The sequence below is a fragment of the Candidatus Beckwithbacteria bacterium genome (assembly GCA_012797845.1).
Taxonomy (GTDB): domain Bacteria; phylum Patescibacteriota; class Microgenomatia; order UBA1400; family UBA1449; genus JAAZOH01.
Window position 1 is genome coordinate 1 of record JAAZOH010000031.1, and the last position, 12,909, is coordinate 12,909.

9 protein-coding genes and 1 other annotated feature are annotated in these 12,909 nt (G+C 37.1%); of the genes, 1 reads left to right on the forward strand and 8 read right to left on the reverse strand.

Annotated features, from left to right (window positions below; all coding sequences use genetic code 11):
* Window position 1: 1 nt before the first annotated feature.
* Window positions 2–1,025: a sequence feature (possible 16S ribosomal RNA but does not have good blast hits on one or both of the ends), on the reverse strand.
* Between the two features lie 279 nt (window positions 1,026–1,304).
* Entirely contained in the window at window positions 1,305–2,447 is a 1,143-nt protein-coding gene (gene mnmA / locus GYA49_03920) for a tRNA 2-thiouridine(34) synthase MnmA (protein NMC36166.1), read from the reverse strand.
* A 169-nt stretch (window positions 2,448–2,616) separates the two neighbouring features.
* On the opposite strand from mnmA, the gene fbaA reads away from it, so the two are divergent.
* A complete protein-coding gene (gene fbaA / locus GYA49_03925; protein ID NMC36167.1) occupies window positions 2,617–3,687 on the forward strand; it encodes a class II fructose-bisphosphate aldolase in 1,071 nt (356 codons plus the stop codon).
* Here the strand turns inward: fbaA and GYA49_03930 are convergent.
* From GYA49_03930 to GYA49_03960, 7 genes are all read right to left on the reverse strand, one after another.
* Window positions 3,684–5,117 (reverse strand): ATP-grasp domain-containing protein, encoded by a 1,434-nt coding sequence (locus GYA49_03930; GenBank protein NMC36168.1) that lies wholly within the window; start codon window positions 5,115–5,117, stop codon window positions 3,684–3,686. The genes fbaA and GYA49_03930 overlap by 4 nt on opposite strands.
* Window positions 5,114–5,977: an ATP-grasp domain-containing protein gene (locus tag GYA49_03935; GenBank protein NMC36169.1), complete on the reverse strand. Its 864-nt coding sequence runs from the start codon at window positions 5,975–5,977 to the stop codon at window positions 5,114–5,116. The genes GYA49_03930 and GYA49_03935 overlap by 4 nt, the downstream gene beginning before the upstream one ends.
* 7 nt (window positions 5,978–5,984) lie before the next feature.
* Entirely contained in the window at window positions 5,985–7,772 is a 1,788-nt protein-coding gene (locus GYA49_03940) for a hypothetical protein (protein NMC36170.1), read from the reverse strand.
* Between the two features lie 2 nt (window positions 7,773–7,774).
* On the reverse strand, window positions 7,775–8,692 hold the full coding sequence (locus GYA49_03945) for a DUF3541 domain-containing protein (GenBank protein ID NMC36171.1): 918 nt from the start codon (window positions 8,690–8,692) through the stop codon (window positions 7,775–7,777).
* A gap of 11 nt (window positions 8,693–8,703) precedes the next feature.
* Window positions 8,704–10,005, reverse strand: a complete 1,302-nt coding sequence (locus GYA49_03950; GenBank protein NMC36172.1) for an alpha-L-glutamate ligase-like protein — start codon at window positions 10,003–10,005, stop codon at window positions 8,704–8,706.
* A 30-nt stretch (window positions 10,006–10,035) separates the two neighbouring features.
* A complete protein-coding gene (locus GYA49_03955; GenBank protein NMC36173.1) occupies window positions 10,036–10,983 on the reverse strand; it encodes a hypothetical protein in 948 nt (315 codons plus the stop codon).
* Between the two features lie 1,820 nt (window positions 10,984–12,803).
* Window positions 12,804–12,909 (reverse strand): IS200/IS605 family transposase (locus tag GYA49_03960; protein NMC36174.1); only part of this gene is annotated, 106 nt, incomplete at its 5' end.

Genomic DNA, 12,909 nt, shown 5'->3' on the forward strand with positions numbered 1-12,909 from the left:
AGAAGGTCGACTTTCATCGACCGTGCAGGTACATGTCAAACCCAGGTGAGGTCCAACGCTTTGTATCGAATTAAACCACATGCTCCACTGGTTGTGCGCCTCCCCGTCAATTCCTTTGAGTTTTAGCCTTGCGGCCGTACTCCCCAGGCGGTTCACTTAACGCGTTAGCTTGCGTCACCCCGTTCGCAAAAACTAGCCAAAGCTAACCTTTGCGAATGGGGCAACTAGTGAACAATGTTTACGGCTAGGACTACAGGGGTCTCTAATCCCTTTCGCTACCCTAGCTTTCGTTCATCAGCGTCAGATGTGCTCCAGATGCCTGCCTTCGCCCTTGGTGTTCTTCTCGATATCAACGCATTTCACTGCTCCACCGAGAATTCCAGCATCCTCTAGCAATCTCTAGCTTGGTAGTATGCGCAGCAATTCGTGAGTTGAGCCCACGGATTTCACCACACACTTACCAAACCGCCTACGATACTCTTTACGCCCAGTAAATCCGGATAACGCTTGCACCCTACGTATTACCGAGGCTTCTGGCACGTAGTTAGCAGGTGCTTATTCGTATGGTACCTTCAACTCCGCCAAAGACGAAACTTATTCCCATACAAAAGGAGTTTACAACCCGAAGGCCTTAATCCTCCACGCGGTGTCGCTGCGTCAGGCTTTCGCCCATTGCGCAAGATTCCCAGTTGCTGCCATCCGTAGATGTAGGAGCCGTGTCTCAGTCTCCTTGTGGGGGGCCACGCTCTCACGCCCCCTAGCCGTCATAGCCTTGGTAGGCCATTACCCTACCAACAAGCTGATAGCACACAGGCCACTCCTTTAGCGAGCAGTTACGCTCTTTACTCTTGCGAGCACATGCGGTATTAGCCCACCTTTCGGCAGGTTGTTCCCCACTAAAGGGTATGTTCCTATGTATTCCTCACCCGTCCGCCGCTGTCACCCCGAAGGGTTCTCGCTCGACTTGCATGCTTAAGGCACACCGCCAGCGTTCATCCTGAGCCAGGATCAAACTCTCAGTAAAAATTTTGGCCGTTATCGACCGAAATTACTTTAAATAAAGAATTAACGAGTACTATCTAAAAAAAGATAGTTGTTTCTTCCACATCTTACTCTCCCGTTTTAAAGATATAAGATGTGAGTTATTAATTTTTCAAAGAACGGCTTAATTTTGAATGAAAAAACCCACCAGTTTGGCGGGTTTTTAAGATTTAAAACGCGTAAACTGGTAAATAATCTCAATTCATATGTAAATTTTAGCTTTGTTATTGTATGCAAAATAAAGCTCAAAGTCAACAGAGAAACTAAGCTGAAATTACTCCTCCTCCTAAAACCAAATACTCTTCTCTGATTTTTTGATATAAGACACAGCTTTGACCTGAGGACACTCCAAACTCAGGTTTACTAAGCACAACTTTGTATCTCTGTTCTTTGGTTTCTAATGTTGCCGGAAGAAACTCTCCTGTATTCCTAATTTTTACCCATAATCCTTGATTCTTGATTCTTGATTCATCTGTACTCTTGATCCAATGTAAGTCTGTAATACTGAATTCAGTTTTCATCACTTCTTCTCTCTCTCCTACCACCACTATATTTTCCTCTGATTTGATTCCAATCACATATAATTTAGGTAAGCTAGCAAAATCAAACTTTTTAGTTTTTAGTTTTTCGCTTTTAGTTTTTAATCTCCAATTACCTCTTTTGCCAATAGTAAAAAACCAATAGCCTTCATGTTCACCTATTACCGTTCCATCAGCCAGTTGTACTTCTCCTTTTTTAGTTCCAAATCGCTCTTTAAGCATTTTGGAAACATCGATATCACCAATAAAACAAATACCCATAGAGTCTTTTTTGGCAGCCACAGGCAAATCAGCTTTAGATGCTAGTTTTCTAATTTCTGATTTTAAAAAAGTACCCAAAGGAAAAAGGATGTGTGGTAGTTGTTCCACTCTTAATCGATACAAAAAATATGACTGATCTTTATGAGTGTCTTTAGCAGAAAAAAGTCCATACATGTTTTCTTCAGAATTTTTAGCCTTCAATTGGTGGATCTTGGCATAGTGGCCTGTAGCCACAAAATCAGCTCTAGGCGACTTGCCCTGAGCTTGTCGAAGGGCCCAGTTATAAAACAGGCCAAATTTGATTTCACTGTTGCACAAAATGTCTGGGTTTGGGGTCCGCCCTGCCTCATACTCCTTGTAAAAATACTCAATGACTCTAGTCTTATACTCTTTGCGAAAATCTAAAACCTGAAAAGGGATTTCTAGTTTTAAGGCTACTTTCAGGGCATCTTTACGATTGGGGTCAGTGGCACAACCTGGCATATCCCAGCATTGCAGGTAAACTCCAGCTACTTGATAGCCTTGTTTCTTGAGTAAATAAGCAGTTGTAGCCGAATCAACTCCGCCTGATAAACCAACTATCACTTTATTTTTATTATGGGTCATAGATATATATTGCTATAGGATGTCTAGTATTTATTGATTGTACTACAAAGCTAATTTTTTATGTGATTAAATTGTGGAAAACTTCTAACTACTTTTCCACTGACTTTTAATCCGACTATCCTCTTGCTATAGTGTAAGTATAGCAATAAGTCTAATATAAAGGAGGAATATGGCTTTATCTCTACAACCAGGTGTTATTACTGGCAAAACTGTGCAAACCGTGTTTACCAACGCCCATGAACAAGGCTATGCCCTACCCGCTGCTAATGTGGTTGGCAGCAATAGTATCAATACTGTTTTAGAAGCAGCTGTCTCTGTAAATAGTCCAGCTATTATTCAATTTAGCCATGGTGGAGCTAGTTTCTTGGCTGGTAAAAGTATTGATAATAGCAATCATCAGGCTGCTATCCAAGGTGCTATTGCTGGAGCTACTTACATTCATCAGATGGCTCAGATTTATGGAGCTCGAGTTATGGTACATACCGATCATGCTGCCAAAAAACTCCTACCTTGGATTGATGGCCTACTTGAAGCTGGTAAAGTCTATTATGATAAACATGGCATACCTCTGTTTAGCTCCCATATGCTTGATTTGTCAGTTGAAACTTTACAAGATAATGTTGAAATTTGTAAACGGTATCTTGAGCAAATGAGTCAGATGGGAATGACCCTTGAGCTGGAAATTGGAGTTACGGGTGGTGAGGAAGATGGAGTTGACAATACTTCGGTTGACAATAAAGCTCTCTATACCCAACCAGAGGATATAGCGTATGCTTATGAGCAGTTACGTCAAATCAGTGATCAGTTCACTATTGCTGCTACGTTTGGCAACGTTCATGGAGTATATAAACCCGGTAACGTGGTTCTAAAACCTGAAATTTTAGACAATTGCCAAAAGCACATTCAGGCTAAATTTACCACTCCTGACAAACCAGTTGATTTTGTTTTTCATGGCGGCTCTGGCTCCACCCAAGAAGAAATTGCCCAAGCTGTTTCTTATGGGGTGGTTAAAATGAATCTGGATACAGATCTGCAGTGGGCTTTTTGGGCAGGAATTAAAGACTACTACCAACAAAATGAAGCCTATCTTCAAGGCCAGCTGGGCAACCCTGAAGGGCCAGATCAGCCTAACAAGAAGTATTACGATCCTCGGGCTTGGCTGCGGGCTGGTGAAGAAAGTTTGAAAAATAGGCTTTTGCAAGCTTTTGAAAGCCTCAATGCTGTCAATCGCCTAGCCTAAGATCCAGAGGCAACTTCAAAACCCATAGCTTGGTAAAATTTTTCGACCAACTGTTTGGTCCAATCTTGAAGCTGTTGATTTTGATCTAAAATCCCTTTATTAAAAATTAGCTTACCAAAGCGTAAGCCCGGTTTAATTAAATCCCCTTGATGGGGACAACCATCTGTGAATATAAATTCATTATCAGCTTGGATCTGACTAGGTTTAAAACCTGGCCGTAGCCAGACAATATTTCCTTCATCAAATGTACATACACCAGCTGGCATGTGGCCACCGACTTTGACCCACTCTTCTTTACGGTTGTGCAGCACTAGGTGAGCCCCGCTTTTAGCCTGTTGTAAAGTTCTGTTTACAGTTTCAATATCTACTTCATACTCCAAATCAAGGTGTTCCATCAGATGAAAGACATCAAACGGTGTTTCCCCTATCTCCAGTGACAGCATGGTATAGACTGGAAAAGCTCCGGTATAACGGGGATTACATTCAATAGAATAGACAGTTCCAGAAGCTTGGTCAATCATCAGGTCAAGGCCAAAAATGCCCTTGTACCCTTCTTTTGCTAGGTGTTCGCCAAATCTGGTCACAATCTGATTGGCTTGGTTCTGGACATTCTCTGAGTAAGCTTTAAAGCTCCAATCATGCCCACAAAAGCGACCATGTTTATTATCTCCTTCACTAACTATCTGATCAATAATTTGAGTTTGGACTGGTCCATGTAAAATTCCATACTTAGTCACACAACCAGTAATACTGCTATTAAAACCTTGAATAAATTGCACCACATTGACATGGCTTAATTCTCTTTCCTCTTTTAAAGTGGTGACTTTTTGTAAAAATTGTTCAAAATCAGTTTGAGAAAAAACAAAAGTCGTCCCAATGCCACCACCTTTAAACATCTCAGTCAGCTGAAACACCAGTTTATCTCCTAACTCAGTAACTAGTGATTGCCAGGCGTTTGGTTTTTTCAACTCATTCAAAGCTATAGTTTTACCTTTGATAAGAGGTAAGTTTAGTTGTTTTAAAAGTTGTCGGAAGTATTTTTTATTTTCAAATTTATCTCGTAAATGGCTACGGTTAGTCAGTACCTGCCAACCTTGCTTATCACAGATTTCTTCGATATTAGCTGAAGATCGGTAGAGATAAATCCAGACTGGTTGAGGCAAGGCGTTTAGGTAGTCCTGAACAGCTTGACTGCGTAAAATTTCCAGTGAGTTGTAGCTGCGCAGTTTTTTACCAAAATCCCCTTCCACCGACTGGACTGCAATGCCATTATCTTTAAAAATTGGTAAATCACTGGATTTTTTAGCACAAATAATCTGGTAACTGGGCAAAAAGAAACTCGGACCAATCCGGTTAAAAGCGGTCACACCAATGCCAACTACTGAACCAGAAAAGTCCTGAAGTGTTTTTTGATATGCAGAATCGATCATAAGGCTCTATTATCCAATAGTTTAGCCATATAAACCAGTAGAGCTTTTTTGACCGAAGGATAAAAACCAGGCGAAGCATTTACTTCCAAAACATAAGGCTGGTTAGTTATCTTATCTAAAACAACATCAACTCCAGCTACCTGATACCCAACTGCTTTAACTGCTTTAATAGCTAAAGCTTCCACTCCAGGTGGTAGTTGCTCTCCACCCAAAGAAATCCCTACTCCACCCTGAGAAAGATTGTTACGCCATTCTGTTTGACTAGTTCGTAAACGTTTAAAAGCAGCTTTGACTTGACTTTTTACTACCAAAATTCGTAGGTCAAAATCATTGTCAACATATTTTTGAAAAAGATAAAAGTTGTCGGTAAAACTTTTACGGTTGACGTATTTTTCCAACTCTACCATAGATTGAATTAAAACAGTTTTTTCACCAAAACTCCCTTTCCAAGGCTTTACTACAACCGGAAAATGCAAATCAGATACCCACTGTAAAATGACTTGTTTATCTCTAGAAGAAATTGTGCACGGGAAAGACAGATTTTCTCTTGCTAGGCAGCAGTATTGGTAAAGTTTATTGATTACTAAAGCTTGGTTAACCGTTCTTGCTATGGGCAGTTTTGGATTCAAAGCTAAAAGTGATTGATAAAGAATATGATGATAAAACTTAAAATAAATCAGATCAAAACTGGAAATATCTAGATTATGAGCCAAAACTTTATAACTATTCTGATCTAAAATAAATAGTAGTTTGTCGTAATCAACAAAAGTAATTGTAGCTTTATCTTCAAAATACGCCTGGATTTGCTGTTGAGAGTTGGGCTGTTGAGAATTATGTTGAATGACTAGAAGCCGCTTCATTAGAAATTCATATAGTTTTAAGAGTTTCTCCTACAGGAGATTCCGCTATTCTAATTAAATCTTCTCTGTTTTGCAAATCAATCACACCTAGATGATGTAATTGCATTAATTGTTCTACATTAATACCTCCAATCAAAAGCAATTCTTCCATCTTTTGGTCTTTGATATCTTCGTGTAAAGCAACTCCACTAATATGGCTTAGTGGACTAGCGCTTGTTAATAGTGGCGATCTATCAGCCAGCCAGCCAGCATTGTCAAACAGTGCTTCAACTCTGACAAAAGCTTGTCTAAGAAGCACAAGATTATTTGTATCAGGTTTTCTGTCTTTTAGCTCTTTGTAAGCAGCCCAAACACATTCAGCTAAACTAGCTCCTTCTAGTCTTCTTTGAGCTGCTGCCCATCGCTCTAGTTCCAAAGCCTTACCTCTCCAATAATCAGGCATAATATCATTAATTCCTACAGATTTAGCCATACCAACTTCTGCCAGTAATTGCAAACTTCCGGCATCATTTTCTTTAGATAATCTAGCTCTATTTTCTATTTGAATCACCTCTGAATTGACAAATAATAATCCTCTTATTGTTTGTATTAAGCTTCTACTTGTTTCAGAGGGTATTAAAATCTCTCTTTTTCTAGATGAAACCAAAATGCTGTTTCTTCTCTCAACAATCTTAATACTCCAACCGCTTTCACTTGGAACAACTTGTTCAAATTGATCAAAGTAAACAGTAATACCTTGCTCTTTTAAAAGAGAACTGATCATTGTCACTAAAGCGCTAGCCTCAACACCCTCTGGAAATAATTCATTAAATTTGTCTCTTTGTTCCTGTGTAACACTAATTTGAGCTTGCTGGGCAGCGTAGTCTTTTTCAACTTGCGCAATATCGATAGCTGTTATCTGAGCCTTTTCCCTTTGGGCAATTGCTCCAATGAGTTGCTTAGTCCAGGTTTTCAGATCTCGATCATCATTCAAAACATAGTTTTCTACCAGTTCATCTGACACTTCAGCCACTTCCTCAATTTCCTCCGAAACAGAAATGACTTTCATAAACTCTTTTAACTGAACTAGTCTCTGCTGATTAGTGGAATCACTGGGATTACTGGTAGTTTGTCTGATCAGCCATAAAACAGTGGCATAATTTTGACCAATAATATCTCTTAATCTGGTTCTATGCGTTTCTAGCACAGCCAGACTGGCTTTTGAAACAGAGTCTGTGTTATCTACCAAAGCTTCGACTTGAATCTGATGGTATGTATCCAGCACCAGATAGTCTTGCATTTTTGCTAAAAATAACTCAGGGTTGAGAATGATCTTGATTCTGGTGGGATCTTTTATTTGACTAAGGTTTGGGTCTTCACTATTTAATCTACTTAGTTGTTCAGCAAGCGTAGTCTTAGCAAATTCTCGACTGGCTTCAGCCAGTTCTTTTAGCTTTGTTTCATCAACTCTTGGATCTAAACAGTATGAATATAAAAAGCTACTTAGAGTAGAAAGGTCTTGAGGTCTCTCTGTTTCATCTGGGAAAGTAAGTATCGTTTGCAAAGCCTCCCAACCTTTATCATCTAAAAAATAATCCAAATAAAATTCAATCGTTCTAACCTGAGGTTGCCAAATTTTTTCCAATCCCTTGGCCTTTGCTTCAACTTTTCCAGTTTCGGTCTCTAACTGAAAAGGTAACTCACCTCTAGTTAAATCTGCTTCGAAAGCAAGAACTTGGGCACGTTCTTCAGGAGTTAATATTTGCTCTTTAACCCAAATATCTGGTTTTGGAGAAGCACCTTCTTTTCCACTCATATTTATTGCAACTTTATCTGCTCAAAATTATACAGGATCAGTGCAACTGCATTGGTGTGCTCAGCTGAAATTAAAGTGCTTGTCTCTTTGACTCTGATGTAGCCTCTTTCTCGATCAAAAGTTTGATCAAGCCTTGCTATAATTTGGCTAACTAAAGGATGATCAGCCTTGCCTAAAAACTTAAAGCACAAAGCTACTTCGGTTTGAATATCTAAGCTTAAAATGGTCATAATTTCTTGTTGGTACTGCTCAAAGACGTTTAAAATCCAAGTGAATTTAGTTGGATTAATTTTTAATTGGTAGTAAAAACTGTCACCAATAATCATGTGGGTTAAACCATAAATATAGTTGGTCAACCAAAGTTTATCTTTTGGCTTAGGTTCGGAAAAGGCTTTTTGGAATGAAGCAATAAAAGCAACTTCACGATCAACTAATCCCAGGTGTTTACTTAAAAAAACTGTATTGACCGCCGCTACACTAGCCCAAGCAATAAAGTCCTGATTACCAACTAACCGCTCTAATATTGGTCCTGCTTTGATCTGGCTCAAATCTGGCTTTTGCCCATAGATATCAAGATATAGTAGTGATTTTAAAAGCGAGCTGTAGGCTTTGAGTTCTGGATATTTAAGATACTGATTGTATTTATATTGGTCATTAATTTTCTTAATTTCTTTTTCAGCAAAGGTTTTAATAATCCGATCTATAGTAGCTTGAAGGCTGGTTTGATAGGTAGTAACTACCTGTTTCCCCCAGCTTAAGGTATAGCTCTTAGATTCTCCAAAGAAAATAGTTTTAACGTCAGGATTCTTAGTAGCTACATAGGCTCGGTAAAAAAAATGACGTTTTTTTTGAGGAGAAAGTTGGTAGTGATTTTTAAGATAAGTAGCGGTGATTTGATAAACTAAATCAGATGAAGACATGAATAGATTATTTAAAAATTCTTAACAATACCAGGGTCGATTAAAAATTCCCTGATATATTTACGGCCAATCAACATTTGAGCTCGCAAATGTTTGCGTTTAGACACATGAGCCAGAGCAGTAACTTTTTTGCCTTGTAGCCAAAATTCTATTTGGATAATCGGCCGCTTCTCTACCCCCAAAGAAGATCGGACTTTTTTCTCCCATAAAACATGTTGGGGTTCAAGCAACCCTAATTCTTTAGCTAAATCATAATCAATACTAACGCTATAAGCTCCGGTATCAATCTTAGCAACTACCTCATATCGCTTATGTTTATTAACTTTGATTTTAACTTTTTCAAAGATGCCCAATATCTTACGACCATCTTTAGACTTAACCTTATCAGCAAAACGTTCAGCAAAAAGAATTTGCGCAATTTGAATGCCCTTATATGGGGAAATCAATTCTAAATCATCAATGCGACGTAAACGCTTAAGTAATCCTTGCTGATTAGCCATCTGAATCTGTAAACCTGGTTGATCATTAAGCTCAACTACCAATGGACCATCATCTTCATCAATTAAAAGGTCAACACCCACAAAACCCAAACCTGAAGCTCGTTGAGCATCAACAGCAATCTTTAAAAGATCTTCCCAAAATGGCACTCGTAAGCCATTAACTTTTTTATTGGTTTCCGGAATATGAGTGATGGTTTTTTGATAGTGCAAAATACCGTGCGTAGTAATACCGGTAGCCATATCTAAACCCAAACCAACGGCTCCTTGATGTAAATTAGCTTTACCGTTACTTTCCCTGGTTGGCAACCGCAACATAGCCATGACTGGAATACTATTAAAAACAATGACTCGAACATCAGGCGTCCCTCCTCGTGCATATTTTCTGAATTTAGGGTGGATTTTGACCCGTTCTTCAATGATCACCCGATCTGGAGCTTTGTTGCGAGAATACCTACCTTCCAAAATATCCAAGGCGTGAAGTTTTAAATCTTCTACGTAAATTTTCCGACCATTCATTTCTATCCATTCACCCGCAAACTTACTTGCTTTTTTGATGACCAAAATCCCCTCACCTCCCCAACCATCACTTGGCTTTATGACAAAACCTTTTTTAAGAGATAACCAGTCAAATTGCTGAACTTGAGTACTATTTGTCATCAATTTAACTAAGCGAGGATGTGGCACTTTATACTTGCGCAATACTCGCTTTGTTAAAAGCTTTGAGTCAGCAATTCTTCTACCTTTAACCTTATTGAGCCTCAAGTAGGTCAGGTTCCTGGCATTCATACCTAGTAAGTCATGAATCTTTACCATAATAAGAAGCAATAGAGATAGTTAGGAAGTTTAAAACTTTATAATCTTACGAAACCGCCAAATTTCCAATAAACGCATGCCAGTATATCGTTCAACCATGGTTAAAACCACCAACAAACTTAGAGCAAAAAATTCAGGATTAACCAAGGCAAATTTTTGCAAGAACTCCCAATTCATTAGATAAAAACAGACAATAGCCACAACAATTGTTTCCAGAGTAATAGCCATTGCTTTAGAAAAGCTCCGAGTAATTTGTAGATCAAGGTAATCTTCAACTAGCAGAATTAGAATTAGAATTGGGAAAATCCCGATAGTAATCAGCTCTTCCCTACCAATGGCTGGCGATACAATCAAAACAGACAAAACAGCCATGGAGACAAACCAGATAAAAACCGCCATTCTTGGTAGATATTGAAATCTAATACGTTTCATCACCATTCGCACTACTGTTGCTACCAATAAGATCATGATAAATAAAGCAATACCAGTTGCCAAACCAGTTGTTAAAAATGCGACTGAAAGCAAAGCTGGCGTAAAAATACCAAAACTCTGCAACCCGATCACATGACGAGCAATGACTACTACAGTGGCAATCAGGGGAAATAAAAGCATTAAAACAATGGTGTTGGCTGGAACTCCTCTGGCTACCGCATAACGAATACCATGCCGTAAAACCGTAAACGGATTAAGTGACCCCACGGGGTTTTCTTCCAAAATTTTTTCTAGTTTACCTTTAACTTCTGGTTTAGGCTCGGTGATATCGGGTTCTTTCTCTACTACTGTTTTTACAATTGACGATTGGCTTGCTTCTATCATAGCTGCAGAACTAGCTGCTTGCTCCTGGGCTGACATGGAAGCAACAGTTTCCACACCTGCTATTGAAGCTGTTTTTTCTTGAGCACACACTATGCTCGCAGTTTTTAGGCAAGCAAGTAAAGCAAGACAAAACACCACAAGAAAAAATAAGTTTATTTTCATATACCGTATTATATCATTGCATACTTTTTCATTTTAAAATAGCAATAGATAAATGCTATCTTATTAATGAGCAATTTATTTATTCTTTATAGATTTTAAAGCTAATAAATATATCTATTTTATACATATTAATTGAATGTTAGTAATCAGAATAATTTATAGCTAGCCTGTTAAAAACGTTTTTTCTACTCAAGCTCTTCATAAAAAACTAAGCAAAAAAGAACACAAAACGTAATAAGAGTCTAAAATTTCCCATTTTTTATAACGCTTCAAACATTTCCACACAAAATGTAAGTTTTCCACATGATTATTGATTGGTATAAATAATTGCTAGTAATTATAGTAACTATTTGCTATCAACTGTTTTTATTATGTATTAAATGTCACCAGATTTAATAAAAATGGTTTCAATTTACAACACCGATTGCTAAATTGATAAAAAGACAACACTATTAATATCATCAAACTGATGACAACTATCTGGTGACAAATTAATAACAAAATAAAAAGCTTATTTTTTTAACTATCGGTGACAAATTGTTGGTGGCAGAGATTTTAATCATTTTCAAAATAAAACTATTGCAAACCACTATACCTATCAAAATAAAGGCAGAACTGCTGACACTATCTCTTCATAGTTCAACTACATGCAGCACCTAATGGAATATAATAAAAACCTAATAATATTTAATTGATTTAAATGAATTACAAGGACTAATATGCTCACCAGTTCCCAAGAAAAATAGAAGCTGATCATTAGTTTGCTTTATATTTTTTGAGAGAAAAAACAAAGTGGTGACTGTATGTAAGATCAAGATGTCCTAAGAACTTTAATACAGACATAGTCTAACCAACGTTATGGTCATGATAGTAATTAAAAACAAAAACGTTTTAAAAATCTAATAATCCCCTAGTGGTGGCTTAAAATCACAATAGCTCATGACAATCCATGATAATTTATAGGAACTATATGATTAAGTTATCAAGAAAAGTAGTTACGGAAAATCAGTGCAGAACTTGAACAATAAACAAGGTGGTCTACATACTAAAGTAGAACTACTAGTTAATTAGAAAGTTATTAAAAATTTGATAGTTTTATTGTAAAAGGGTTTAAAAAACAGATATACAAACAGGGGTAGAAACCATTAGGGACAATTTAAGATAAGATAATTAATATGGACATAAGAATGAGGGCTAAATAGGATTAGCTTTAGCTTAGAAATTCTATGCTACATTAATTTTGAAAGCTTTTTAAAAACCGAAATGCTCAAAATTCTATAAAAAAATAAAAAAGTTGGGGGTTTGCATCACCTTTTAGTTTCTTTGCAATTAAAATTTTATAGAATATTACGAAACGCAGGGAAAAGATATATTTATCCGAAATTTATTGCGGATAATAAAATGCCCTATTTTATTTTTTTGGTCTTTTATTTTAAAAAGATAGTTAGAAGATAAAAATAATATTTTTTTAATAAAAAAAATCATTTTTAATTGAAAAAACAAAAAAAATAGCAAATAAAAAAAGATAGCAACCTACTAGACAAAGCGCTAATAATCAGGCTAAACAAGAAAAGTAGCGCATAATAAATTTTAAATTTATTTTTATCCGCAATTACTATAAGGAAAATTATTTAGATTATCAGAGTTAAGTAAAATATAGAAAAATTTTACCCCTGTTGCCCATAAAAACCTTCAATAATCTTTTTTATACTAATCTACCCCTCCTTTCTGATTTTTATAATATATATTAGTATTATTTTTTATATCAAATTAGTAAATAATAAATCAAATAAACTACACACGGTCTAAAGACCGTGGTTTTAATCCTTCTCTGGCATAATTTCTTTATTGTCTTTAATGTACTTTTTTATTTGTAAGTAATTGGTTTTACCTATGGTTTCAGCAAAGTAGCCATCAGCCCAAAAA

Excerpts from the sequence above, each read along its gene's own strand:
- mnmA (NMC36166.1), bottom strand. The coding sequence starts at position 2,447 with ATGACCCATAATAAAAATAAAGTGATAGTTGGTTTATCAGGCGGAGTT.
- fbaA (NMC36167.1), top strand. The coding sequence starts at position 2,617 with ATGGCTTTATCTCTACAACCAGGTGTTATTACTGGCAAAACTGTGCAA.
- GYA49_03930 (NMC36168.1), bottom strand. The coding sequence starts at position 5,117 with ATGATCGATTCTGCATATCAAAAAACACTTCAGGACTTTTCTGGTTCA.
- GYA49_03935 (NMC36169.1), bottom strand. The coding sequence starts at position 5,977 with ATGAAGCGGCTTCTAGTCATTCAACATAATTCTCAACAGCCCAACTCT.
- GYA49_03940 (NMC36170.1), bottom strand. The coding sequence starts at position 7,772 with ATGAGTGGAAAAGAAGGTGCTTCTCCAAAACCAGATATTTGGGTTAAA.
- GYA49_03945 (NMC36171.1), bottom strand. The coding sequence starts at position 8,692 with ATGTCTTCATCTGATTTAGTTTATCAAATCACCGCTACTTATCTTAAA.
- GYA49_03950 (NMC36172.1), bottom strand. The coding sequence starts at position 10,005 with ATGGTAAAGATTCATGACTTACTAGGTATGAATGCCAGGAACCTGACC.
- GYA49_03955 (NMC36173.1), bottom strand. The coding sequence starts at position 10,983 with ATGAAAATAAACTTATTTTTTCTTGTGGTGTTTTGTCTTGCTTTACTT.